Raw genomic sequence first — 23,881 nt, 5'->3', positions numbered from 1 at the left:
GTGACCCCGTCCGGGTCAACCGGGGAAAAGGTATCTTTTTGAACCTTTGGAGTGGTGTCCGGATTGTCCGGGCTGCCCGGCTGAGAAGAGTCTGTGAATTCGCCCGTCCGGGAGGAAACCGGGGTCGCCGTGCGTTGGACGGGACAAGAGAGGTGAGATCGATGACCACAGCATTCACGCAGCAGACCACGATCGGACAGCAGCAGGCCCGGCCCCAGCTGCCGACCCTGCCCACCGGCTGGCCGATCGGTTCGTACGAGTCCTACGAGCAGGCACAGCGGGCGGTCGACCACCTCGCGGGCGCGGACTTCCCCGTCACCGACGTCACGATCGTGGGCGTGGAACCGATGCTCGTCGAGCGGGTCGCGGGCAAGATGTCCTGGGGCCGCGTCCTGAGCAGCGCGGCGACTTCCGGTGCGCTGTTCGGCCTGTTCCTCGGCTTGATGCTCAGCCTGCTGAACCCCGGCGCCGGCCTGGTCCCGATCGTGATCGGCCTCGTCGCCGGTCTCGGGTTCAACCTGCTGTTCGGCGCGCTGGGCTACGCGGTGAGCCGGAACAAGCGCGGGTTCATCTCGCAGAGCCAGCTGGTGGCCCGGCGGTACGACGTGCTGTCCCAGCCGCGTAACGCGGAGAAGGGGCGCGCGTTGCTGGCCGACCTTGCGGCGCGGAGCGCGTTCGGCCACTGACCCGGTTGCTCGTCCGGCCACTGATCCGGTAGCGCGTTCGGCGGCTGATCCGGTAGTTCACGAAGGCCGCCTCCTGCGGGAGGCGGCCTTCGCCGTGTCGGAGCAGCCCCCGAATTCCACGCTACCGGCAGGGTCCGACAAATCCGGGCCCGCTCACCACCCGCGGCCCGAGTTGTCCACAACACTCAGCCGAAGCCCCGCTTGTCCACACCGGTCCGGCCGCTAGCTCGGACCGGGGAGGGCCAAGCAGCCCGCGATTCCCACACCGTGTCCGCGCAGCCGGCGTTTTCGCACTCGCGAGGATCCGAGCAGCCCCCGAATTCCACGCTACCGGCAGGGTCCGACAAATCCGGGCGCACTCACCACCCCCGGCCCGAGTTGTCCACAACACTCAGTCGAAGACCCGCTTGTCCACACCGGTCCGGCCGCTAGCTCGGACCGGGGGTCCGAGCAGCCCGCGATTCCCACACCGTGTCCGCGCAGCCGGCGTTTTCGCACTCGCGAGGGTCCGAGCAGCCCCCGAATCCACGCTACCGGCACGGGCCGACAGATCCAGGCGCACTCACCACCCCCGGCCCAAGTTGTCCACAACACCGAGCCGAAGCCCCGCTTGTCCACACCCACCCGGCCGATGGCCCGGAACCGTCGGCGCCCACCGGTAGCGTGGAAAACGGGGGCTGCTCAGGTGCCCGAAGACACCGTCGGCGCGTCGGGGATCTCCGCCGTGTCCAGCCGCTGCTGCGGTGGGCGGCCCGCGCGGAGCAGCTTCCCCCAGCGCGCGCGGTCGTACTGGGCCGGCGGTGTCTCCGCCAGGAACTCGCGCAGGATCTCCAGGAACCGCTCCGGGTCCGACCGGTGGGGGAAGTGGCCGGCGCCCTCGAAGAGGACCAGCCTGCTGCCCGGCATCGCCCGGTGCGCCCGCAGCGCGTGGCCGCTCGGCACCACGCTGTCCTCCGTGCCCCACACCAGCAGCGTCGGGATGCCCTCGGTCAGGTAGCAGCGGTCCAGCATGTTGACCACCTGCCCGCGCCAGTCGACGACCGAGCGCAGCGTCCGCAAGAACGCCGAGCGCGTGTCCCGCTCGAGCAGCCGCGCGTACCGGGTCAGCACGTAGTCCAGGTCCGTGTCCTCGAACACCCGCAGCAGGCCGGCGAACCCGCGCAGCGCCGCGACCGCGGGCGGCGTCCCCAGCAGCGGCAGCACCAGCCCCGCCCCCGGCGCCGCGGCCAGGCGCAGCAGCGGGTGGACGCCCGCGCCGACTCCGCCCGAGCCCACCAGCACGAGCCGTTCGCAGCGCTCCGGGAACTGGTAGGCGAACTGCATCGCGACCCCGCCGCCGAGGGAGTGTCCGACCACCGTCACCCGGTCGACGTCGAGGGTGGTCAGCAGGTCGCGCATGCCGCACGCGTAGGCGGCCACCGAGTAGTCCGCGCGCGGTTTCGCCGAGAAGCCGTGGCCGAGCAGGTCGGGCGCGATGACCGTGAAGTCGCCGGCCAGCGACTCCAGCAGGTCAAGCCACGTCGACGAGTCGTCGCCGATGCCGTGCAGGAAGAGCAGCACGGGGCCGCGCCCGGCCATCCGGTAGGCGCGCTCGTAGCCGTGGATCACCCGGGTCTGCGGGGCGAAGGCTTCCGGAAGCACCCACCCAGCTCAGCACGCCCGCGTTCGCGGCACGTTTCGGGCGCGTTCGGATCGGGTGAACGCCAGGAGCGGCCCCGACCTCCGCTCCCGGCGTCCGTTCCCTACCTCGTCGGTGTCGGTGTCGCGGGCGGCACCGACACCTTCGGGATCGCCGCGCTGAACGGCACGCCCGCCAGCTCGCGGCAGGCACCGCGGTAGCCGTTGTACCCGTTGTAGCTGCCCTGGTCGTCGGTGACGCCCTGCTCGATCTTCGGCCGGGGGAACCGGTTGTCCTCGCCGATCTTCTGCTTCCCGCCGGTCGAGCGCTCGCAGGCGTAGCGGGTCAGCGTCAGCGGCCTGCCCTCTTCGTCGTAGAGGTAGACCTCGGTCAGCGGTTTGCCGTCGGCGTCGAAGGCGTAGACGTTGTCGACGTCACGGCCGCCGTAGGTCAGCTGGTCGTTGCCGTAGTTGTCGGCCGACGGGTAGTACGTCGACGGGCCCGAGTAGGACTTCCCGCGGGCGAAGAGGTCGAGGGCGGCGCCGAAGCCGCCCAGCGCGCCGCCGATGACGAACGCCGAGATCGGCACGGCCACCCACAGCAGCCGCCGGTCCGCGCGGACCCTCGGGCCCGCCCACAGGGCCGCGACCGCCGCGAGGATCAGGAACGGCAGCAGCAGCACCGCATCCCGGTGCCGCAGCATGAACACCAGCCCGAAGCAGATCAGCGCGATGGCGCACAGCACCCACCACGCCGGCTTGAGCGAACCGGCGTAGCGCAGGAACCTGCCGGCGTCCTCCTGCTCGCGCCCCTTGGCCATGGTGGTGCGCAGCCAGCCGACTTCGGGCAGCGCCAGCACCGGCTCGACCCCGCCGCGCAGCAGCAGCACCAGGCTGACGACGAACACCGGCGCGAACAGCAGCAAGCCGGCGAAGACGTCCGGGTTGACGGTGATGGTGGCGCCGAACGCGAGCAGCGCGAGCCCCAGCGCGGAGAACACCAGGCCCCACAACGCGATCCGCGGCTTCGCCAGGCCGGGCGCGGGCGTCGCGAGCACCTGCGTCGCGCCTTCCGCCGGCGCCGGGTACCCACCGGACGCGCGCAGCTCGGCGGCGTAGCTCTCCGGTGACCCGAGCCGTTCGATGAGCGCCTCGACGCGGGCGCCCTCCCCCAGCTCGGCCTCCAGTTCCGCCAGGTGCGGGCGGACGTCCTCGAGGATCTCTTCGATCTCGCTCGCGGGCAGGTCGGCGAGCGCGGTCCGGACCCGCGCCAGATACACCCGCACGGCGGTCGGCTTGTCGCTCATGCTGCCTCTCCCAAAAGCACGTTCATCGTCGATGCGAAGCTCTGCCACGTCTTGCCCGACTCCGCCAGGCGCGTCCGGCCCGGCTCGTTCAGGCTGTAGTACTTGCGGTGGGGACCCTCTTCGCTGGGCACGACGTACGAGGTGAGCAGGCCGGCCTTGTAGAGCCTCCGCAACGTCCCGTACACCGACGCGTCCCCCACCTCGTCCAGGCCGGCGGCCCGGAGTCTTCTCAGCACGTCGTACCCGTAGCCGTCTTCTTCGCGGAGGACCGCGAGGACGGCGAGGTCGAGCACACCCTTGAGCAGCTGACTGATCTCCACTGCACCCTCCAGTCTTACGCTTGGGAAGGTACCACGCATTGCACAGTAGTGTGCACGGCGGAGGGCCATTCTGGGGTGATGGACCTGGTCAAAACGGATTTCCAGCTGCTGGACGAGCGGTTCCGGCCGATCAACGGTGACGAGTGGATGCAGCGCCTGCACACCGGCTGCCGGTGGACCGAGGGCCCGGCGTACTTCCCGGCGGGCCGGTACCTGGTGTTCAGCGACATCCCGAACGACCGCACGCTGCGCTGGGACGAGACGACGGGTCACGTGGGGGTCTTCCGTCAGCCGTCCGGGTACGCGAACGGTCACACGGTGGACCGCCGTGGCCGGCTGATCAGCTGCGAGCAGGGTCCCCGCCGGGTGACGCGCACCGAGCACGACGGCTCGGTCACGGTGCTGGCGTCGGAGTACCGCGGGAAGCGGCTGAACAGCCCGAACGACGTGGTCGAGCACTCGGACGGGTCAATCTGGTTCACCGACCCGAGTTACGGCATCGACAGTGATTACGAGGGGTACAAGGCGGAGAGCGAGATCGGCGCGTGCCACGTGTACCGGGCGGCGCCGGACGGCTCGGTGGAGATCGTCGCGGACGACTTCAGCAGGCCCAACGGCTTGGCGTTCTCGGCCGACGAGTCGCGGTTGTACATCGCGGACACGCGCCAGGACCCGAGCCACATCAGGGTGTTCGAGGTCGGCCCGGACGGGAAGCTGACGGGCGGCGAGGTCTTCGCCACGAGCGACAGCGGCGGCTTCGACGGGGTACGGGTGGACAGCGAGGGGCAGGTCTGGGCGGCGGCGCACGACGGGCTGCACTGCTTCGCGACGGACGGCACGCGGATCGGGAAGCTGCGGATCCCGGAGGTGTGCTCGAACTTCACGTTCGGCGGCGCGAGGGGGAACGAGCTGTTCATCACGGCTTCGAGCTCGGTGTACACGCTGCGGGTGACGGTGAGCGGGGCCCGGTATCCGCGGTGAGGGACGGGTGCACTCGGGTCGCGGCGGCGGGCGGGTCGCAGGTGAATCGGGTACAGCCTCTGAAGCTCGCTAGCCGGGCGTGGCCGCTTCCACCTTCTCCACCACCGCGTCGCGGCGGCGCCAGGCTCGGCTCACCTGGACCAGCCAGGCCGCCTCGGCGGCCACGTCCGCGTCGGCCTCCGGTTGCTCGCTGCGGTCCGGCTCGCGTTCGAAGCGGCGGCCCGCCCGGCCCGCCTCGATCGCCGCGGCCAGGGTCACCGCTTCCACCGTTGCCGCCACCTCGGCCTCGCGGACTCCCGCCCGGCGGGCCGCCGCCTCCGCCCGGGCCGGGAGGTCCGGGTCGAAGTGGGCTCGGAGGGCCAGGTGGCCGTCGCGGATCTCGATCACCCTGCGGTACAGCGCGAACTCCGCTCCTCCCGCCAGCTTGCGGCCCGGGTCCAGCGCGATGCCAGGGACCGCCGTGCGCAGCGCCGTCCACAGTGGCTCGATGCGGCGGTACGCCCCGTACGCGCGGAAGCGGCCGAGCACCGATGTCACCGCCGGCGACCACGCACTGAGGGTCGCGCCCGCCGCCACGAACACGACCGTCACCGCGGCGAGGATCGACGACGGGAGGTCCTCGCGGGCGCCGATCCGGGCCGTCTTCGCCAGCTGGACGACGTCGTCGACGTCCCAGAACGTCCACCCGGTCGCCGCGCCCACGCCGACCACCAGCAGCCACAGCCCCGCGCGCAACGGCCCCGGCTCCGCGTGCCACGCGCTGCGGACGAACACCGCGAACAGCAGGCCGAGGCTGACCAGGCTGTAGAGCAGGAACACCACCTTGTCGGCCAGGGCGAAGGGCACGCCCGCGTCCGAAAAGACCGTGCTGTCACCGATGCGTCGCGGCTCCGAGAGCGCGAAGCACACCGCCAGGAGCACCATCGTCGCTCCGGTGAACAGCGCGTGCGGGGCGAGCCGGGCGCCTTCGCCGCGCCACACCGACTGGGTGAACGCCACCGCGAAGCCGATCGCCCCCAGCTTCAGCTCGTCGCCGGCCAGGCTCAGGACCCACTCGGCCACCGGGCCCGGACCGGCGAGGGCCGACATAGCCGGCGTCAGCACGACGATGCCGGCGGCGATGCAGATGCCGAACCCGGCGAGGAACCACATGGTGCGCGCCGGCTGGCTGCGGCGGGCCTCGATCAGCTTGTAGCCGAACCCGGCGAAGCCGGCGAGGCAGAGGTAGTAGGCGAGGCTTTCGATCACGGCGTGCGGCGGCCGAAGAGGGAGTCGAAGCGCCGCACGCCGTCCGGGACGCCGGGCGCGGGTTCGCGCGGCTCGGCGGGCCGGACGACGCGCTGCGCGAGCAGGCTGGCGACGAGTTCGGCTTCGCGCTCTTCGGTTTCGGTGTAGGTGGTGCGCCCGAGCACGCGCCGGACGAGCTCGGGCGAGAGGTTCGGCATGAGCTGCCGCCCGGCGGCGGCGTCGATGGCGATGCCGTCGGCGCCGGCGTCGGCACCGACGTGGCCGCACAGCAGGTGCCCGACCTCGTGCAGCAGGATGTGCTGCCGGTGCAGGGCGGTCGTGTTGGTCGGGTAGAGGATGTAGTCGGCGCGTTCGGTGCTCATCAGCAACCCGCACGGCGCGCCTTCGGGAGCGCTGACGGGCATCAGCTCGATGGGCCGCCCCCGCTCGGCGGCCAGTCCGGCGACGAAGCCGGCGGCATCGAACGGCTGGGGCAGGCTGACAGCATCGGCGACCCGGCGGGCCCGCTGCCAGAGCGAGCGGGCGGGTCGCCGCCGCCACGATGGTCGCGCCACCTCAGCCCTCCTTCACCACGCCGCGGACGGACAGTTCCAGCCGGATCAACGCGGCAGAGCGCCACTGGTTGCGCGGCCGGGGAAAAATCCGACGTGCGGACCCGGCCGGCGGTTCCCCACAGCGGGCTCGGCGGTTCGCGACGATACCCGGACGGCCTCGGGACGCGAGACGTGGTGCCCCGCGGACAAGTTCGCGCGGACACTGCGAGCTCGCGGCGGCTGCGCGCCATCCTGCCGCAGCCAAACCCGATTCCCGCGAGCCTGCCCACGCCACCGGCGCGGCGTTGGTTCGCACACCTACCGCCCCTCCCGGCAGTCAGGCCCGATCCCCCGCGAGCCCGCCGACCCCACCGCCTCGCCGCGACCGCTCGCAAGCCCCATCGCCGACCCGCCGCAGCCGACCGCAATCCCCTGCCGACACCGGGCCCACCCGGGCGGCGACCCTCAGCCCTCCCTCTTCGGGGTGCCGCGGCCGGCCTCCCTTCGGGCTATTGCGTCGATCATGTCGCTGATCGTGTCCAGGCCGTCCGACGACAACGTCACCGCGCGCAGGGCCAAGTCCCTCACCCCCGCGTCGCGCAAGGCGCCCAGCAGGGCCAGCTCCTCCGCGATCTTGCGGCTCTGCTCGTCGTCGAAGAAGTACGCCGGGGGGACTCCGAAGAACTGGGCCAGTGCCTCGAGGTGGCGCTTGGTCGGGTTGTCGCGGCGGCCCGTGCGCAGCTGCCACAGGTACGTCGTCGAAAAACTCTCGCCCGTCGCTTCGCGGCAGGCCTTCGCCACCTCTTCGTTGCTGTACGGCTCCCGATCGGGCCTGCGGACCACGTGGAACAGCCGGTCGATCTTGTCGGCCAGTGTCGACTTTCCGGGCTCCTTGACCACGATGCACTCCCTCAGCTACCAGGCATATTCATCCTAGCTGAAAGGCAAACCCCCGTTATCTACCCGAGTTCGGCCGCCGCTGGCACCGCGGGCACGAGAACGACGAGCGGTTCATGAACGGCTCCCGCCGGATCGCCGTGCCGCAGCGGTGGCACGGCAGCCCCTCCTGGCCGTACGCGTCCAGCGAGCGGTCGAAGTACCCCGACTGCCCGTTCACGTTCACGTACAACGCGTCGAACGACGTGCCGCCCGCGCCCAGGGCCGCGTTCATCACGTCCGACGCCGCCGTCAGCAGCTCGCGGCCCTTCGCCATGGTCAGCTTCTCCGTCGGGCGGGACCAGTGCAGGCGGGCGCGCCACAACGCTTCGTCCGCGTAGATGTTGCCGATGCCCGACACCAGCGTCTGGTCCAGCAGGGCCCGCTTGACCTCCGTGCGCCGCGACCGCAGCGCGCGCACCGCCGTGTCGAGGTCGAACTGCGGGTCCATCGGGTCGCGGGCGATGTGGGCGATCGTGTCCGGCAGCAGCACGTCGCCGCCGATGTCGCTGAGGTCGTCCAGCGCCAGGCCGCCGAACGTCCGCTGGTCGACGAAGCGCAGCTCCGGCCCGTCGTCGTCGAAGCGCAGCCGGACCCGCAGGTGCTTCTCGTCCGGCGCGCCCTCCGGCTGGACGAGCATCTGCCCGCTCATCCCCAGGTGGGCCAGCAACGCCTCCTTATCGGACAGCTCCAGCCACAGGTACTTGCCCCGCCGCCGCGCCGCTTCGACGCGGGTGCCGGCGAGCCGCAGCGTGAAGTCATCCGCGCCCAGTGCGTGCCGGCGGATGGCGCGCGGGTGCAGGACCTCCGCCTCGCGGATGGTCCGCCCCGCGACGTGTGCCTGCAGGCCCAAGCGGACCACTTCGACCTCGGGAAGTTCGGGCATGCCGCCATTGTGCCCGGGGGGTCCGACAGTTTTCGGAAAGGCACCTACGGCGCGGTGGGGCCGACGTCGGCCTTCGTCAGCGGAACGCGGGTCGTCCCCGAGGCGAAGTACTCGTCCGCACCGACGTCGAAGGTGCCCGAGCGGGCCTGCAGGTCGAAGTCCTTCGCCGCGTACGGGTACGACCCGGCACCGGCGTCGATCGCCGGGCTGCCGGACGAAAGCCGGTACAGCCCGGCGGCGTCCTTGACCAGCTTCGGGTCGACGCTGCGCGACGGGATCCCCGCCGTGCCGCCGAAGGTGATGTTGCCCTCGTACTTCACCGTCGACCCGCTGGGCAGCGTCACCAGCGTCCCGGAGGTTCCCTTGACGATGTTGTTCGCGACCACGCAGTCCTTCGGCTTGAAGTTCCCGCCGTCGCCGTCGATGACGCTGCTCGACCCGATCACCGTGTTGTAGGCGACGGTGTCGCGGTCCGGCCGGTCGTGGAGCTTGCTCGTCGGCCCGCTGTCGGCTTCGTCACCGGAGCCGAACACGATCGCCCGCCCGCCGGAGTTGGCGACGTAGTTGCCGACGATCTTGTGGTCGTTGCCGTGGAACCGGATGCCGGAGCCGAACAGCACGTTCCTCTCGACGGTGCTGCGGTTGCCGTGGCGCAGCACGATGTAGCCCCGGCTGTCCCGGATCGTGTTGTCCCGCACCACGTTGTCGGACGACTTGACCGAGATCGCCTCGCTGTCGCCGTCGGCCTTCTCGAAGAGGTTGTTCTCGATCAGCGCGTTCGCGGTGTACGACTGGCGGTCGCTCAGCCCCAGCCGGATCGACTCGCCGCCGTTCGAGCCGGAGAACTGATGGTTGTAGAAGTAGTTGTGGTGCACGTGGACGCGCTTCGCCATCGCGCCGGAGGGGCCGAGGATCTGCAGGAAGACGCCCTGGCTGGTGCGGTTCTGGAAGACGTTGCGGTCGACCACCGTGTCGTCGCCGCTGACCGTGACCCAGTTCCCGTCGGCGGTGAGCTGGAAGTCGTTGCGGGTCAACCGGTTGTTCGACGCGCCCGCGGGCACCGACAGCGAAGCGCTGCCGCGGAACTTGAACCCGCGCAGCACCACATTGGAGACGCCTCCGGAGAAGGAGAACGTCTTCGAGCCGGTGATCGTCGCCGCGCCGGTGTGCTCGGCGGCGATCGTCACGGGCGCCGAAGCGGTGCCGGACCGCTTGATCGACAACGTCGAGCCCGCGGAGTACGAACCGTCGGCGAGGACGATCGTGTCACCGGGGTTCGCCTTGTCCATCGCGGACTGCAGTGCCGCCAGCGAGGTGACGCGGACCTGCGCGGCCGACGCCGGCGAACCGGGGACGACGACGAGCGCCGCGGCGATCAGGGGTACGAAGAACAGACGCATCCGCCCAAACCTCTCCATCGAGTACGAGCGCGCGGCGGATGATCAACACGCTACGGAGGGAAGGGCGGTGCCGTCAACGGGGGTTCCCGCTGATCAGGACTCCGGTTCGGTCTGCTTCTGCGCCTCGAGTTCGGCGGACAGCGAACGCCAGGCCGTCTCGGCGGCCTTCTGCTCGGCTTCCTTCTTCGTCGACCCGGTGCCGTGCCCGAGCGGGCGGCCGGCGACCAGCACCGTGGCCGTGAACTCCTTGCGGTGGTCCGGCCCGGTGTCCTCGACCTTGTACTCGGGCACGCCGAGTCCGGCCGACGCGGTCAGCTCCTGCAGGCTCGTCTTCCAGTCGAGGCCGGCACCGCGCAGCGGCGCTTCGGCGAGCAGGCCGTCGAAGAGGTGGTGCACGAGCTTGCGCGCGATCTCGATGCCGTGTTCCAGGTAGACGGCACCGATCACCGCTTCCAGGCCGTCGGCGAGGATGCTCGCCTTGTCCCGGCCGCCGGTGAGCTCTTCGCCCTTGCCCAGCAGCAGGTGTGCCCCGAGGCCGCCCTCGCCGAGCCCGCGCGCGACCCGCGCCAGTGCGTGCATGTTGACGACGCTGGCGCGGAGCTTCGCGAGCTGCCCTTCGGGCAGGTCGGGGTGTGTGTTGTACAGGTGATCGGTGACGACGACGCTGAGCACGGCGTCACCGAGGAACTCCAGCCGCTCGTTCGGCGGCAGACCCCCGTTTTCGTACGCGTACGAACGGTGGGTCAGCGAAAGCCGGAGCAGCTCGGGGTCGAGAGTGACCCCGAGCGCTTCGAGCAACGGCGCCGGATCGGCTGCGGGTCCCCCGGGCGTCTTGCCCCCCATGTCGGCTACCCGATCAGGCGGGCTCGACGACCTGGCGGCCGTTGTGCTGGCCGCACGACGGGCACGCGACGTGCTGGAGCTTCGGCTGCTTGCAGGCGCGGTTGGAGCAGGGCACCAGCTGCACCGGAGCCGCCTTCCACTGGCTGCGGCGGGAGCGCGTGTTGGATCGCGACATCTTCCGCTTCGGGACGGCCACGAGTGAATCTCCTTATGACGGTCTGCTCGCGGTCGTGCGAGCGAACTTTCCTCCGGAACGAGCTGGCGCTCGTCAGGCTTGCTCAGCGGGGCCCGGCGCAGGCTTTTCGCCCGCGTTCTCGTCGAATCGCTCCACGAGTGCGGCCCACCGAGGATCTATCTTCTCATGCCCGTGTCCGGGCTCGAGATCGGCCCACTTGACGCCGCAGTCCGTGCAGAGCCCGGCGCAGTCCTCGGTGCACAGCGGAGCCAGCGGCAGGGCCAGCACGACGGCGTCGCGGACGATGGGCTCGAGATCGATCCGGTCGTCGACCAGCCGGGGGATCTCGTCCTCTTCGGTGGTCTCCTCGGTGGCCGACCCCGGGTAGGCGAACAGCTCCTGGACCTCGACCTCGACCTCTTCGGTCAGCGGGTCGAGGCAGCGGGCGCAGGTGCCCTTCGCGGTCGCGCGGGCGGTGCCGCTGACCAGGACGCCTTCCACGACGGACTCGAGCAGCAGGTCGAGTTCCAGCTCGGAGCCGGCTTCGATGGTGATGACGTCGGGGACGCCGAGCGGCGTCTCCACCGGCACGCTGCGCCGGACGGCGCGGCTGAGGCCGGCGTGACGGCCGAGCTCACGGGTGTCGATCACCCACGGGCTGCGGTCGTCGAGCTGGGGGGTCTTGTTCTCGGACATCCCGTCCAGGGTACGCACCGGTCGCCACCCCTTTTGAGCTGGGACACCCCGCCGGGCGGGTGACGGCCGAGAGCCTTGTCACACCTGGTAGTCGTAGAGCGTCGGCCGTCCGCCCGAGCTGGGCAGGTTGGCCGGCGAGCGCAGGTGGTTGCGGCCCGAGTCCACCGTCCGCAGCGTGGTGGCGAGCAGCTCGGAGAACTCCGCCAGCTTGCCGTCCACGTACGCGTCGCACTCCGCTCGCTGGCGGTCGGCCTCCGCGTGGGCCTCGTCGACGATCCGGGCCGACTCCGCGTGGGCCGCCTGGACCACCTCGGTCTGGGCCACCAGCCGGGCCTGCTCGGCGCGGCCGTCCTCGATGGCCCGGTCGTAGGCGTCGCGGCCGGCCTGGATCATCCGCTCGGACTCCGCGCGGGAGCGGTCGGTGAGGTTCTGGTACTCGGCCTGGCCCGCCGCGACCGTGCGGTCGGCCTGGTCGTGGGCGTCGGCGAGCATCTGCTCGGCGCGGGCGCGGGCGTCGGCGAGGATGCGCTCGGCTTCGTCGGTCGCGTCGGCGATCGCGCGCTCGGCCTCGGCGTTCGCGCCCGCCACCGTCTCGCCCGCCTCCTTGCGGGCGGCGTGGATCAGGTCGTCGCGCTTGTCGAGGACGTCCTGGGCGTCGTCGACCTCCGCCGGGAGGGCGTCGCGAACGTCGTCGAGGAGTTCGAGCACGTCGCCGCGGGGCACCACGCAGCTGGACGTCATCGGGACGCCGCGCGCCTCCTCGACGATGGTGACGAGCTCGTCGAGCGCCTCGAAAACCCGGTACACGGCAACTCCAATCCCCTGTCGCTGTGAACCAGTCTGCCCGCATCGGGCGCCGAAGCGGTGAACGCGACCGGCGCCGGGCGTGTCCCCCGGGACCACGCCCGGCGCCGGAGTCACCCGGACAGCGTGAAAGCCGGATCGGTGATCACCTTCACGAGCTGCTCCTCGGTCAGCTGCACCGAGTCGGCGGCGTCGTCGGCGGCGTCCAGGATGGTCACCGCCGAGCCGTCGGCCCGGCGGAGGACGCCGTTGAGGCCGCGGAGCTTCACGAACGACTCCTCGCTGACGTAGGCGGCTTCGGACACCAGCAGCACGGCCCCGGCGGGCTGGGGGATCCGATCGCAGCGCAGCCCGGCGGGATTCAGCTCCGAGCAGGACCGGGCCACCGGCACGTGGTCGCCCGGCGACCGCCTGCCGTAGACCGTCAGCTGGAAGGACCCGGGCTGCCCGGACGCGTCGGCGAAGGTGGCGGTCACCGCCATCCGGGCGGGGCCGATGGCGTCGGCGGGCGACGTGCCGACCGTCAGGTTCCGCACCCCGGGGTACAGGCCCGTCACGGCGGCGGCGAGCGCCTGCCGGATCCTCGCCTGCTCGGCGAGCGAAGGCGGGGACGGCGGACCGGCAGCCGGCACCGGCGCCGGACCGGGAGCGAACACCACCACGGCCGCGACGGCCGCGGCGAGCGCGAAGGTGCCGGCGATCCCCACGCGCCGCTGCCGGACGTGCCGGGCCGCGCGGTCGGCGACCTCGTCGGTGTCGAAGCCGAGCGGCGGGTCCGGGACGGCCACCTCGCGCAAGCGGGTTTTGAGGTCGGGCATCACGCGCTCCTCTCCGCGCTGTGCTCCAGCACGCCCCGGAGCGTCTCGAGACCGCGTGCGGCCTGGCTCCGGACCGTCCCCTCCGAGCAGCGCAGCACCTCGGCGACTTCGGCCGCCGGGAGGTCGGCGCAGTAGCGGAGCACGACCGCGGCGCGCTGCTTCGGCGGGACTTCGGCGAGGGCACGCAGGAGCGGATCGGAAATCCCGGTCTCGGGAGCGGACGCGGGCCGGTCCGGCACCACGCCGTCACGGCGTTCCCGGCGCCGCCACGGCCGCCGCTGCTCGTCGAGCCAGCAGCGCAGCAGGACCTGCCGGGCGTAGTTGTCCACCGGCCCCCGCCGGGTGATCTTCGGCCAGACCCGGTACAGCTTGAGCAGCGTCACCTGGACGAGGTCCTCCGCGAGGTGCCAGTCGCCGCAGAGCAGGTACGCCGTCCGTCTCAGCGCGCTCGCGCGTGCCCGGGCGAACTCCCGGAAGTCCGCGTCGTCCGCAGCCCGCATCGCGCCTCCTCGACCGTCATCCGGTGTACCTCACGGACGAGGGGGCGCGGCGCGTTGCACGGGATCAGGAATTCAGGTCGATCCTCTTGAAGGTCGCGTAGTGGTCGGGCGTGTAGGCCAGTTCGCCGGCCTTGCCGGAGATCACGCGGTCGTTCGTGCCGACGGTGAAGAGCTTGTAGTAGCCGGAGGCGCACGACGGCAGCACGCCTTCGCGATTCTCGTAGGTCGTGCCGGTGGCCGTGCCGCTGCGGACGTTGCCCACCACGGTCTTCGCGGCCGAGGACAGCTGCGAGTAGCCGATCTTCGCCAGGCCGGAGAGGTCGCCGCACGCGTGCGTGCCGCCACCGCCGATGTCGATGACCTTGAAGGTGGCGTAGTGGTCGCCGGTGTAGAAGTACTCGCCGGCGCTGCCGGTCACGATCCGGCGCGTGCCGCGGGTGCTCGAGCCCGGCGTCGGCACCGTGTACTCGTGGTAGTAGCCCGACGCGCAGGCGGGGAGGATGCCCTCGCGGTTGTCGAAGACGACGCCGTCGTTGTCCGGGTACGGGAACGGCCCGTCCGTCTGGATCAGGTTGTAGGTCGTCGTCGCTTCCGCCGGCAGCGCGGAGAGCGTCGTGTGCGAGAAGCCGGACAGGTTCCCGCAGGCGTTCTGCGCGGCGACGGCCGGAGACGGCGTGGCGGCCCCGGCGAACAGCGTCGCCAGGAGCGCGAGCAGGACGGCAGCCAGGCGCGATCGGTAGTTGGTCATTTTCGGACCGTAACCCGATCGAATGATCGTCAGGAGACGCCGACGTGAACTCCCGCAGCTCGGGGCCGAAGTCCCGACGAACGGAGGGGGCCGAACGACGGGAACCGGACACGCGTCCCTTGTGGAGGGTCAGCCGCCGAGCTTCGGGAACTTCTCCGAGAGGCGCTCGTAGACCGTCGGCGGCACGAACCGCTCGATGTCGCCGCCGAGCGCGGCGATCTCCTTGACCAGCGAGCTGGACACGAAACCGTACGCCGGGTTGTTCGCCATCAGCAGCGTCTCGACGCCGGTGAGCTCGCGGTTCATCTGCGCCATCTGCAGCTCGTAGTCGAAGTCGCTGACCGAGCGCAGGCCCTTGACGACCGCCGCGATGTCGTTGTCGCGGCAGTAGTCGACCAGCAGGCCCTCCCACGAGTCGATCCGCACGTTGCCGAGCTTCGCGGTGATCTCACCGAGGATCTCGAGCCGTTCGGAGACCTCGAAGAGCCCCTTCTTCGACCGGTTGACCCCCACCGCGACGACGACCTCGTCGAACAGCCGGCTGGCCCGCTCGATGATGTCGAGGTGGCCGTTGGTGGCCGGGTCGTAGGAACCGGGACAGACCGCACGCCGCATGGCGCGGACGCTACCGTGCCGGAGCCGGTTTCCGCCGCGTGGTTCACGCCACAGCCGTGAACTCCGCCCAGAAGACGGCCGTGTCGCCGTACTTCTTCGTCCGGGTCGGCTCGAAGCCCGGCGGCCAGTCCGGCTCGCCGTCGCGGGCGGCCCGCTCGACCACCACCAGCGCCGACGCCGCCAGCCAGCCGCCCGCGGCCAGCGCGGCCAGCACGGACCCGAGCGCGGCCGCGTCGACGGCGTACGGCGGGTCGGCCAGCACGAGGTCGAACGCCGAGGGCGCGGGGGCCGCGACGACCGCCTCGACCTGCCCGGCCCGGACCGTGCCGCCCAGGCCCAGCGCCGCGACGTTGCCGCGCAGGACGTCCACCGCCCGCCGGTCGGACTCGACGAACAGCGCGTCCGCCGCGCCGCGCGAGAGGGCTTCGAGACCGAGGGCGCCGGAGCCGGCGTAGAGGTCGAGAACGCGGCTGCCGTCCAGCTCGCCGGCCGTCTCCAGGGCGTTGAACAGGGCTTCCCGCACGCGTTCCGACGTCGGCCGGGTGCCCTTCGGCGGCACCTTCAGCCGCCGCCCGCCCGCCGTCCCGGCCACGATCCTGGTCACCCCCCGATTGTGCGGGGAAGGCACACCGCGCGGATGACCGGGACACGGGTGTCCCCGCCCGGGCCACCGCGTAGAGTCGTTCTTCGCCCTCGGAGGCGATCCCAAAGCTGTCAAGGAGCCATGCGTGTCCGAACCTCGGGTCAGACGGGCCGAGATCGCCATCGAACAAGCCCACGTCGATCGCGTGTACACCCGTCTGAACGAACTGAAGGCCCAGGCCGAGGCGATGCGCACGAAGGGCTACGAGATCGGCCAGGGCGCGCAGCGCGAGGCGATCTTCGAGCAGGCGTCGATGCTGTTCGAGCGCGACATGATGGTCCACCACGCCAACCAGACGCTGCAGACGCTCGACGCCGAGTACGAGGGCCTCGTCTTCGGCCGGCTCGACCACCTCGACTCCGAGCGGGTGTACGTCGGGCGGCTCGGCATCCGGGACGCCGAGTTCGACAACCTGGTCACGGACTGGCGCGCGCCGGCCGCGGCGGCGTTCTACCAGGCCACCGCCGAGGAGCCGATGGACGTCGTGCGGCGGCGGGTGATCCGCTGCTCCGGCCAGAACGTCCTCGACGTCGACGACGACGTGCTGATCGCCGACGCCGTCCCCGAGGACATGCAGATCGTCGGCGAGGGCGCGCTGATGGCCGCGCTCGGCCGCTCCCGCGGCGAGAAGATGCGCGACATCGTCGCGACCATCCAGAAGGAGCAGGACGAGGTCATCCGGGCGCCGTGGCGCGGCGTCACCGAGATCACCGGCGGGCCGGGCACCGGCAAGACGGCGGTCGCCCTGCACCGCGCGGCCTACCTGCTCTACCGCTACCGGCGGCAGCTCGGCGGGGCGGGCGTGCTGGTCATCGGGCCGTCGGGAGTGTTCACCAGCTACATCTCGCGGGTCCTGCCCTCGATGGGCGAGACGAACGTCGAACTGCGTGCGTTGGGCGAGGTCCTCGACGGCCTGGAGGCGACCCGGCAGGACGCGGCGCCGCTGGCCGCCGTCAAGGGGTCGCTGCGGATGCGGAAGGTGCTGCTGCGCGCGCTGCGCGACACGCCGCCGGAAGCACCCGAGGAGATGCGGATCGTCTACCGCGGCGAAGTGCTGAAGCTGAACGCGCGCGAGCTGGAGAAGGTCCGCCGCAAGGCCCACACGCAGGGCGCGCCGCCCAACCGGTCGCGGATCCGGGCGGCGGAGCTGCTGCTGGATGCCCTGGCCGCGAAGGCCGAGGAGCACGCGAAGGACGACGGCAGGCAGATCGACCGGGCCGAGCTGATCACCGACCTCGGCGAGCGGATCGACTTCCACCGCTTCCTGGTCGTCTGGTGGCCGGTGCTGTACCCGGCGCAGATCCTCAAGTGGCTGGGCGACGAGAAGCGCCTGGCCGCGGCGGCCAAGGGCATCCTGAACCGGCCGGAGATCGCGATGCTGGCCGCGGACTTCGCGGACCGGTCGCGGGGCTGGTCGATCGCGGACGTGGCGCTGCTCGACGAGCTGCGCGTGCTGGTCGGGCCGCCGCCGAAGCGCAAACGCCGCCAGGTGATCGAGGTCGAGCCGCAGCGCTCGGGCGGGGCACCGACGCGACCGGAGCACTACGACGAGTACTCGCACGTGGTCGTCGACGAGTCCCAGGACCTGTCGCCGATGCAGTGGCGGATGGTGGGCAGGCGCGGCAAGTACGCGAGCTGGACGGTGGTCGGCGACCCGGTCCAGAGCTCCTGGCCGGACCCCGCGGAGGCGGCCTCGGCCCGCGACCAGGCCTTCGGCGTCAAGACGGCGCGGAGGCGGTACACGCTGCGCACGAACTACCGCAACTCGGCGGAGATCTTCGACCTGGCGGCGAAGGTCGTGGCGAACCACGCGGAGTCGGGCGAGCTGCCGGTGGCGGTCCGCCGCACGGGGGTGGAGCCGGAGGTCCGCCCGGTGGAGGCGGCGGGGCTGGCGTCCGCGACCCAGGCGGCGGTGAAGGAGCTGCTGGGCGCGGTCGAGGGCACGGTCGGCGTCATCACGGCGATGGACCGGGTGCCGGAGGTCACGGGCTGGCTGGCCGGCCAGGCGGACGAGCGGCTCAAGGTCGTCGGCAGCCTGGACTCGAAGGGCCTGGAGTACGACGCGGTGGTGCTGGTGGAGCCGGTGGACCTGATCAGCGAGTCGACGACGGGCCGCCGGGTGCTGTACGTGGCGCTGACCCGGGCGACGCAGCAGCTGATCGTGCTGGCCTCGGACCCGGACTGGATCCCGTCCGCCTGAGCTCGGTCCGGCCGGCGCGCTCGGCCCGGGTTCGCCCGGCGCCGTCGCGGCCCCGGCTCGGGCCGGCGCGCCAGCCAGGCTCTGTCCCGCACGGCGGCAAGGCCCCAGCGGATCGCGCCGGCTTCGGCCCGGACCTCGGTTCCCCCACCGCCTGACCGCGGCTCGGCGTGGGCCTCGGCTCGCGGCCCGGCTCGACGAGCCACAGCCCCACGCGTGCCTCGGGCTCGCGGCTCGGGCTCGCCAGGCGACTATCTCCCCCGCGGCCCAGCCGGTGGTCGGCGCGAACCGAGCTTGCGTTCGACGAGCGCGGCCCCGGCTCCAGCTCGGCGAGCCACCCCAGCCCACCGCGAAGACCCGAGCGCCCCGGCGCGGCTCGGTGGCGGGGAGGCGTGCGAACCGCGTCGGGGCGCTCTTGCCGGGGGCCGGTCAAACGCTGAAGGGCCCCTTCGCGGGGCGGGGAGGCGGGTTTCCCGTGCCCTCGAAGGAGCCCTTCAGACCCCCGGTGAAATGAACGTCGTGGGGACGACATCGTCCGAGGGCATGTCTACTCGATCCGGGTTGTTCGGTGTCCGCGCTCACCCACCGAACAACAACGCCGAACAACCCGGTCAGGGGCAGGGCGGGGTGTAGCCGAGGTCCGGGAAGCTTCCGGTCCACTCAGTCTCGCTGATCCGGGGCGACACCGCCGCGCAGATCCGCTCGGCCGCGCGGTCCGGGTCGCCCTCCCAGAAGCGGATCGTGCCGTCCGCTCCCGCGCCCGCCAGCGTGTGGCCGTTCGGCGCGTACTGGGCGGCGTACACGCGGTCGCGCTGCTCGGGCAGGACCGCGTACGGCGTCGCCGCCGCGACGTCCCACAGGCGGATCGTGCGGTCGTAGCTGCCCGAGGCCAGCGTGCGGCCGTCGCCGCCGAAGGACACCGACATGACGACGTCCGTGTGTCCGGCCAGCACCGCCGGGGGCGGTACGTGCGCCGGGTCGGTGACGTCCCACAGGCGGACCATGCGATCCGCGCTCGCTGTGGCCACGTGCCTGCCGTCGGGGCTGTAGGCGATCGAGAAGATCGTGTCCGTGTGGCCCGCCAGCTTCGCCAGCGGCCGCGGGGCCCGGGGCGCGGAGATGTCCCAGAGCCGCGCGGTGTGGTCCCAGCCCGCGGTGGCCAGCGTCCGGCCGTCGGGGCTGAAGGCGAGCGTGTGGACGTCGTCGTCGTGGCCCTCGAGCTTCGCGATCTCCACCGGGCGCAGGCGGTCGGCCAGGTCCCACAGCCGGGCCGTGTGGCCGTCGCCCGCCGTGGCCAGCAGGCGGCCGTCCGGGCTGAACGCGACCGCGTCGATGTCGTCGTGGGTCCGGTTGAACACCACCGGCGGCCCCGGCTTCGCCGGGTCGGTGATGTCCCGCAGCGTCATCGTGTGGTCCCAGCTGCCGGTGGCCAGGGTGCGGCCGTCGGGGCTGACGGCGACGCCGCAGACCGCGTCGCCGAACCCGCCGATCGTGGCCAGCTCCCGCGGCGCGCGCGGGTCCGCGAGGTCGTGCAGCCGCACTGTCCGGTCGTAGCTGCCGGAGACCAGCAGCTTGCCGCCGTTGCCGTAGGCGACGTGGCACGCCTGGGCCGTGTGCGCGGGGATGGCGGGGCCGGGCAGGTCCCAGAGGCGGGCGGACTGGTCGTCGCTGGCCGTGGCGAGGGTGCGGCCGTCGCGGGTGAACACCGCGGAGACGACCGCGCCGGTGTGCCCGGGCAGCGACTGCAGCTCGCGCGGCTGCTTCGGGTCGGCGACGTCCCACAGCCGGGCCGTGCGGTCGAAGCCGGTGGTGGCGAGCGTGCGCCCGTCCCCGGCGAAGGCCACCGAGCGCACGATCGCCTTGTGCGTGGTCAGCGACGCCAGCGCCACCGGGTGGGCCGGGTCGGCGATGTCCCACAGCCGCGCGGTCTGGTCCTGGCTCGCCGTGGCGAGGACGGGCCCGCCGGGGCTGAACGCGACCGAGTGCACGACGTCGGTGTGCCCGGCGACGACGCCGAGCTGCGTCCGCGAAGCGACGTCCCAGATGCGCGCGGTCTTGTCGGCCGACGCCGAGGCGAGCAGCCTGCCGTCGCCGCTGAAGGCCAGGTTGTTGACGTAGGAGGTGTGCCCGGTCAGCTCCCCCGACGGCCGCGGGTGGGCGGGGTCGGCCGTGTCGTAGAACCGGATCGTGCCTTCGACGTCGGCGGTCGCCAGCAGCGGCCCGGCCGGGCTGAAGGCCACCGCGTAGGCCTTGCCCTCGTGCTTCTCGATCGTGGTGCCGGGGCCCGGGCGCGCCGGGTCGGAGACGTCCCAGACGCGGACGGTGCCGTCGAAGCCCGCGGTGGCGACGGTCCGGCCGTCGGCGGCGAAGGCGACGTTGTTCACGTTGCCCTGGTGCCCGGCGAGCACGCCGAGCGGCGCCGGGTGGTGCGGGTCGTGGACGTCCCAGAGCCGGGCCGTGCCGTCCCAGCTGGCCGTGGCGATGACCTGCCCGTCCGGCCGGAGTGCGACGGTGTTGATCCGGCCGGTGTGCCCGGTCAGCCGTGTCGCGTACGGCGAGCCGAACATGCCGAGCAGGCCGCTGCGCTCCTCGGCGCCGGGGTCGAGGCGGTACGCGGCGAGGGCGAGCTGCGCGGCCAGCGCCGGGTTGGTGGCGCGCATGGCCAGCGCCTGGCCGGCGACCTTCTGGGCGAGCGCGTCGTTGCGCTGCTCGGTGGCCGTGGTCTCGGCACGCACGGCGTAGACGGTGGCGGCCACCGCGAAGACCAGCAGCACCGCCAGCAGGGCGACCAGCTGGCGCAGCCGGCGGGTGCGGCGGCGGTCGCGTTCCTCCTCGGCGTGCTCGACGGCGAGGCTCGCGTCGAGGAACCGCCGCTCACGCCGGGACAGCGCCGAGTCCTGGTGCGCGGCCCACTCCCGGGCGATGGCCAGCCGGGTGCCGCGGTAGAGCCAGCCGGGGTCCTCGTCGACCGACTCCCAGGCCCCGGTCGCCTCGGTGAGCTGCCGGTGCACGCGCAGGCCTTCCCGGTCTTCGGTGAGCCACTCGCGCAGCCGCGGCCAGCCGCGGATGAGGGCTTCGTGGGCGATCTCGATGCCGGTGTCGTCGAGGGTGACCAGCCGGGCCGCGGCCAGCTCGCCGAGGACGACGGCGGTGTCGGGGTCGTCGGCGTCGAGCTCGGCGCGGCCGATGCGCCGCTTGGTGTCTTCGGTGCCTTCGCCGAGCGCGGTCATCCGGAGGAAGATCTGGCGCGCCAGCCGCTGCTGGCGCGGGGAAAGCTTCGCGTACGTGCCTTCGGACGTCTGCGCGATGGCCCGCTCGATGCCGCCGGTGGACTCGTAGGCGGTCAGGGTCAGCGTGGTGCCGCGGCGGCGGCGCCACGTCTCCAGCAGCGCGTGCGAAAGCAGCGGGAGCACACCGGGCTGGCCGGTGGCGTCGGCGACCAGGCGGGAGACCAGTGCGGTCTCGACGCGGTAGCCGGTGTCGACGGCGGGCCGGGTGATCGCCTGGCGGAGCTCCTCGGTCGTCATCGGGCCGACCAGGACCTGGGCGTCCTGCATGGCCTCGGCGAGCTCGGCGTGCCGCGCGCAGTGGGTGTAGAAGTCGGTGCGGATGCCGAGGACGACCCGGGTGCGGCTGCCGGGCTCGGTGGTCGCGGTGACCAGCGCGTCGAGGAAGCGGGCCTGCTCCTGGTCGTCCTGGCAGAGGGTGAAGACCTCCTCGAACTGGTCGACGACCAGCACGACGTCCTCACCGCCCTCGTCGGCCAGCTGGCGGGCGGCGAGGCCGAGGTTGCGCGGGTGCGCGGCGAAGTCGTCGAGCAGGGCACCGGGCGCGACGCCGAGCGCGGCGGCGAACTTGACCGCGCACTCCTGCAGCGGGCGGTGCCCCGGGGTCAGCAGCACGGCCGGGCCCTTCACCGAAGGCAGCAGACCGGCCCGCAGCAGGGAGGACTTCCCGGAGCCGGAGGCGCCGAGGACGGCGAGAAAACGCTGTCTCCCGAGTCGTTCGACGAGCTTTTCGACGAGTCGTTCGCGACCGAAGAATCGACCCGCGTCGGCGGGGGTGAAAGCGGCCAGCCCGACGTACGGCGGAATTTCCCCGGATTCCGGCTCGGGCGGTGAATCGGCACCCTCGGCGCGCGACTCTTCGGCGACCGCGTGCCAGCGTTCCTCCCATTCACCCGGTACCCCGCCGCAGGCCCGGACGTAGGCCAAGGTCACCGCCAGGCTGGGGAGTTTCCGCCCGCCGGCGGCCTCCGACAGCGTGCCGGCCGAGTAGTGCGCCCGCCGTCCGAGCTCGCGGTAGGTCGGATTCCCGGCGCTCTCCCGCAACCGCCGGAGATCGGCGGCGAATTCGGTCAGCTGATCGTCTCCGGGATCCAACGGTCGCTCGGGACGCGGCACCCCGTCCTCCTGTTGTTCATTTTCCGGTTCGCCCACCGTAGCCAATCCCGCGCGGCCGGGTGCGGAAATCGGAACTCCGGCCCGCACCGGTCGCGCGGGGACCGGCGGCGCGGGGCGTGAAGGTCGTCACAGACGGCCCTCGGGAAGCATTGGCGGCACCGGGGCGTTGACCCCGGTTGTGAGCTCACTGCCTGACGTGCCGCTGTCCGTGCTCGACCTGTCCCCCATCTCGGAGGGGAACACCGTCGGCGAGACGCTGCGCAACACCCTGGACCTCGCCCGCGCCGCGGAACGGCTGGGCTACCGCCGCTACTGGCTGGCCGAGCACCACAACATGCCCGGGATCGCCAGCTCCGCCACCGCCGTGCTGATCGGGCACGTCGCCGACGCCACCGAGCGCATCCGCGTCGGGTCCGGCGGGGTGATGCTGCCCAACCACGCGCCGCTGGTCGTCGCCGAGCAGTTCGGCACCCTGGAGGCGTTCCACCCCGGCCGGATCGACCTCGGCATCGGCCGCGCGCCCGGCACCGACCAGCGGACCGCGCTCGCCCTGCGGGGGCCGGGCGGGCTGTCGGCCGAGAACTTCCCGGAGCACCTGCAGGAGCTGATCGGCTACTTCACCCATTCGGAGGCGCGCGGGGTCAACGCGGCCGTCGCCGAGGGCAACCAGCCGCCGGTGTGGCTGCTCGGTTCGAGCGGCTTCAGCGCCCAGCTCGCCGCCCGGCTCGGGCTGCCGTTCTCCTTCGCGCACCACTTCGCCGCCGAGAACACCATCCCGGCCGTGCAGCTCTACCGCGACAACTTCCGGCCCGGCGTGCTCGACGAGCCGTACGTGATGCTCGGGGTGTCCGTGGTCGCCGCCGAAACCGACGAGCGCGCCCGGTTCCTGGCCGGCCCGAGCGGGCTGACGTTCCTCAGCCTCCGCCGCGGCCGCCCGATCGCCCTGCCGACCCCGGAAGAGGCCGCGGAGTACCCGTACACCGAAATGGACCGCGCGTTCCTGGCCGAGCGCTTCGGATCCAGCATCGTCGGCTCGCCCGAAACCGTCCAAAAGGGACTCGAGCAGCTGCTGGCCGACACCGGCGCGGACGAGCTGATGGTCACCACGATGGTCCACGGCCACGCCGACCGCGTCCGCTCCTACGAACTCCTCGCCGCCCTCAAGTCCTGACCCGTACCCGGAGGGTCGGTTCGCGCACCCACGCGGTCGGTTCACGTACCCGGAGGGTCGGTTCACGCATCCGGAGGGTCGGATCGCCGTCCGACCCTCCGGGTACGCAGGCCGACCCCCGAGGTACGCGTGTCGACTGTTCCGGTACGCGGGAATTGACAAAGCCGGACGTATTGTCAAGGCCGGGTGCGGGCGGAGCGGGAGTTCTTTTCCTTCGTTGACAACAAGATCAGGTCCGTTTGTCATTGCCGGACAAGAAATGCTCGGTTACCAGCCCGTGACCCCGTGATCCTGCTCAAGTTCTTGTCTCCCAGCAAGGCCGTCGTTAGCGTACCGACCAGTAGGAAACGGCAC

The 23,881-nt window shown here is 72.0% G+C and carries 22 protein-coding genes; 4 read left to right on the top strand and 18 right to left on the bottom strand.

Annotated features, from left to right (window positions below):
- The first annotated feature begins 161 nt into the window (after positions 1 to 161).
- Positions 162 to 686 carry a general stress protein gene (locus ABZX11_RS03185; protein WP_176172301.1) on the top strand — a complete coding sequence of 175 codons (525 nt, stop codon included), beginning with the start codon at positions 162 to 164 and terminating at the stop codon, positions 684 to 686.
- A 681-nt stretch (positions 687 to 1,367) separates the two neighbouring features.
- Here ABZX11_RS03185 and ABZX11_RS03180 read toward each other — a convergent pair.
- From ABZX11_RS03180 to ABZX11_RS03170, 3 genes are all read right to left on the bottom strand, one after another.
- Entirely contained in the window at positions 1,368 to 2,327 is a 960-nt protein-coding gene (locus ABZX11_RS03180; RefSeq protein ID WP_354909404.1) for an alpha/beta hydrolase, read from the bottom strand.
- A 101-nt stretch (positions 2,328 to 2,428) separates the two neighbouring features.
- Complete coding sequence (locus ABZX11_RS03175) at positions 2,429 to 3,610, bottom strand: hypothetical protein (RefSeq protein WP_354909401.1); 1,182 nt, start codon at positions 3,608 to 3,610, stop codon at positions 2,429 to 2,431.
- Positions 3,607 to 3,930, bottom strand: a complete 324-nt coding sequence (locus ABZX11_RS03170; protein WP_176172303.1) for a PadR family transcriptional regulator — start codon at positions 3,928 to 3,930, stop codon at positions 3,607 to 3,609. The genes ABZX11_RS03175 and ABZX11_RS03170 overlap by 4 nt, the downstream gene beginning before the upstream one ends.
- A gap of 78 nt (positions 3,931 to 4,008) precedes the next feature.
- Between ABZX11_RS03170 and ABZX11_RS03165 the strand changes: the two genes are divergently transcribed.
- Complete coding sequence (locus ABZX11_RS03165) at positions 4,009 to 4,911, top strand: SMP-30/gluconolactonase/LRE family protein (protein ID WP_176172304.1); 903 nt, start codon at positions 4,009 to 4,011, stop codon at positions 4,909 to 4,911.
- A 69-nt stretch (positions 4,912 to 4,980) separates the two neighbouring features.
- On the opposite strand, the gene ABZX11_RS03160 is transcribed toward ABZX11_RS03165, so the two are convergent.
- The 14 genes from ABZX11_RS03160 to rsmD all read right to left on the bottom strand — a co-directional run bounded on the left by ABZX11_RS03160 (position 4,981) and on the right by rsmD (position 15,717).
- The gene (locus ABZX11_RS03160) at positions 4,981 to 6,159 is read right to left on the bottom strand and encodes an MAB_1171c family putative transporter (protein ID WP_354909398.1); all 1,179 of its coding nucleotides are present in this window, start codon (positions 6,157 to 6,159) and stop codon (positions 4,981 to 4,983) included.
- Positions 6,156 to 6,713 (bottom strand): hypothetical protein, encoded by a 558-nt coding sequence (locus ABZX11_RS03155; RefSeq protein WP_176172306.1) that lies wholly within the window; start codon positions 6,711 to 6,713, stop codon positions 6,156 to 6,158. Before ABZX11_RS03155 ends, ABZX11_RS03160 begins: the two co-directional genes overlap by 4 nt.
- 444 nt (positions 6,714 to 7,157) lie before the next feature.
- A complete protein-coding gene (locus ABZX11_RS03150) occupies positions 7,158 to 7,592 on the bottom strand; it encodes a helix-turn-helix domain-containing protein (protein ID WP_176172307.1) in 435 nt (144 codons plus the stop codon).
- 55 nt (positions 7,593 to 7,647) lie between these two features.
- Complete coding sequence (mutM, locus tag ABZX11_RS03145; RefSeq protein WP_176172308.1) at positions 7,648 to 8,514, bottom strand: bifunctional DNA-formamidopyrimidine glycosylase/DNA-(apurinic or apyrimidinic site) lyase; 867 nt, start codon at positions 8,512 to 8,514, stop codon at positions 7,648 to 7,650.
- Positions 8,515 to 8,558: 44 nt separating this feature from the next.
- Positions 8,559 to 9,914 (bottom strand): polysaccharide lyase 6 family protein, encoded by a 1,356-nt coding sequence (locus ABZX11_RS03140; RefSeq protein ID WP_354909394.1) that lies wholly within the window; start codon positions 9,912 to 9,914, stop codon positions 8,559 to 8,561.
- 93 nt (positions 9,915 to 10,007) lie between these two features.
- Positions 10,008 to 10,757 (bottom strand): ribonuclease III, encoded by a 750-nt coding sequence (gene rnc / locus ABZX11_RS03135; protein WP_354909392.1) that lies wholly within the window; start codon positions 10,755 to 10,757, stop codon positions 10,008 to 10,010.
- Positions 10,758 to 10,770: 13 nt separating this feature from the next.
- Entirely contained in the window at positions 10,771 to 10,953 is a 183-nt protein-coding gene (gene rpmF, locus ABZX11_RS03130) for a 50S ribosomal protein L32 (protein WP_003090635.1), read from the bottom strand.
- 72 nt (positions 10,954 to 11,025) lie between these two features.
- A complete protein-coding gene (locus ABZX11_RS03125; protein ID WP_176172311.1) occupies positions 11,026 to 11,628 on the bottom strand; it encodes a YceD family protein in 603 nt (200 codons plus the stop codon).
- Between the two features lie 78 nt (positions 11,629 to 11,706).
- Complete coding sequence (locus ABZX11_RS03120; RefSeq protein WP_176172312.1) at positions 11,707 to 12,435, bottom strand: DivIVA domain-containing protein; 729 nt, start codon at positions 12,433 to 12,435, stop codon at positions 11,707 to 11,709.
- 110 nt (positions 12,436 to 12,545) lie between these two features.
- Positions 12,546 to 13,250, bottom strand: a complete 705-nt coding sequence (locus ABZX11_RS03115) for a hypothetical protein (RefSeq protein ID WP_354909388.1) — start codon at positions 13,248 to 13,250, stop codon at positions 12,546 to 12,548.
- Complete coding sequence (locus tag ABZX11_RS03110; protein WP_176172314.1) at positions 13,250 to 13,750, bottom strand: SigE family RNA polymerase sigma factor; 501 nt, start codon at positions 13,748 to 13,750, stop codon at positions 13,250 to 13,252. The genes ABZX11_RS03115 and ABZX11_RS03110 overlap by 1 nt, the downstream gene beginning before the upstream one ends.
- 64 nt (positions 13,751 to 13,814) lie before the next feature.
- Positions 13,815 to 14,498, bottom strand: a complete 684-nt coding sequence (locus ABZX11_RS03105; RefSeq protein WP_354909385.1) for a ribonuclease domain-containing protein — start codon at positions 14,496 to 14,498, stop codon at positions 13,815 to 13,817.
- Positions 14,499 to 14,627: 129 nt separating this feature from the next.
- Positions 14,628 to 15,113: a pantetheine-phosphate adenylyltransferase gene (gene coaD / locus ABZX11_RS03100; protein ID WP_176172316.1), complete on the bottom strand. Its 486-nt coding sequence runs from the start codon at positions 15,111 to 15,113 to the stop codon at positions 14,628 to 14,630.
- 43 nt (positions 15,114 to 15,156) lie between these two features.
- Entirely contained in the window at positions 15,157 to 15,717 is a 561-nt protein-coding gene (gene rsmD / locus ABZX11_RS03095; protein WP_354909382.1) for a 16S rRNA (guanine(966)-N(2))-methyltransferase RsmD, read from the bottom strand.
- A gap of 124 nt (positions 15,718 to 15,841) precedes the next feature.
- On the opposite strand from rsmD, the gene ABZX11_RS03090 reads away from it, so the two are divergent.
- Complete coding sequence (locus ABZX11_RS03090; RefSeq protein ID WP_354909379.1) at positions 15,842 to 17,956, top strand: ATP-binding domain-containing protein; 2,115 nt, start codon at positions 15,842 to 15,844, stop codon at positions 17,954 to 17,956.
- Between the two features lie 608 nt (positions 17,957 to 18,564).
- On the opposite strand, the gene ABZX11_RS03085 is transcribed toward ABZX11_RS03090, so the two are convergent.
- Positions 18,565 to 22,335 carry a hypothetical protein gene (locus tag ABZX11_RS03085; protein WP_354909831.1) on the bottom strand — a complete coding sequence of 1,257 codons (3,771 nt, stop codon included), beginning with the start codon at positions 22,333 to 22,335 and terminating at the stop codon, positions 18,565 to 18,567.
- 199 nt (positions 22,336 to 22,534) lie between these two features.
- Here ABZX11_RS03085 and ABZX11_RS03080 point away from each other — a divergent pair, with 199 nt between their 5' ends.
- The gene (locus ABZX11_RS03080) at positions 22,535 to 23,527 is read left to right on the top strand and encodes an LLM class flavin-dependent oxidoreductase (protein WP_217709622.1); all 993 of its coding nucleotides are present in this window, start codon (positions 22,535 to 22,537) and stop codon (positions 23,525 to 23,527) included.
- Positions 23,528 to 23,881 lie beyond the last annotated feature (354 nt).

The sequence above is a fragment of the Amycolatopsis sp. NPDC004169 genome (genome assembly GCF_040610315.1).
Taxonomy (GTDB): Bacteria; Actinomycetota; Actinomycetes; order Mycobacteriales; family Pseudonocardiaceae; genus Amycolatopsis.
Note: the sequence above shows the minus strand (reverse complement) of the source record. Positions and strands in the feature narration are given on the sequence as shown.

Excerpts from the sequence above, each read along its gene's own strand:
- ABZX11_RS03185 (WP_176172301.1), top strand. The coding sequence starts at position 162 with ATGACCACAGCATTCACGCAGCAGACCACGATCGGACAGCAGCAGGCC.
- ABZX11_RS03175 (WP_354909401.1), bottom strand. The coding sequence starts at position 3,610 with ATGAGCGACAAGCCGACCGCCGTGCGGGTGTATCTGGCGCGGGTCCGG.
- ABZX11_RS03165 (WP_176172304.1), top strand. The coding sequence starts at position 4,009 with ATGGACCTGGTCAAAACGGATTTCCAGCTGCTGGACGAGCGGTTCCGG.
- mutM (WP_176172308.1), bottom strand. The coding sequence starts at position 8,514 with ATGCCCGAACTTCCCGAGGTCGAAGTGGTCCGCTTGGGCCTGCAGGCA.
- ABZX11_RS03140 (WP_354909394.1), bottom strand. The coding sequence starts at position 9,914 with ATGCGTCTGTTCTTCGTACCCCTGATCGCCGCGGCGCTCGTCGTCGTC.
- rnc (WP_354909392.1), bottom strand. The coding sequence starts at position 10,757 with ATGGGGGGCAAGACGCCCGGGGGACCCGCAGCCGATCCGGCGCCGTTG.
- ABZX11_RS03125 (WP_176172311.1), bottom strand. The coding sequence starts at position 11,628 with ATGTCCGAGAACAAGACCCCCCAGCTCGACGACCGCAGCCCGTGGGTG.
- ABZX11_RS03115 (WP_354909388.1), bottom strand. The coding sequence starts at position 13,250 with ATGCCCGACCTCAAAACCCGCTTGCGCGAGGTGGCCGTCCCGGACCCG.
- ABZX11_RS03110 (WP_176172314.1), bottom strand. The coding sequence starts at position 13,750 with ATGCGGGCTGCGGACGACGCGGACTTCCGGGAGTTCGCCCGGGCACGC.
- ABZX11_RS03105 (WP_354909385.1), bottom strand. The coding sequence starts at position 14,498 with ATGACCAACTACCGATCGCGCCTGGCTGCCGTCCTGCTCGCGCTCCTG.
- coaD (WP_176172316.1), bottom strand. The coding sequence starts at position 15,113 with ATGCGGCGTGCGGTCTGTCCCGGTTCCTACGACCCGGCCACCAACGGC.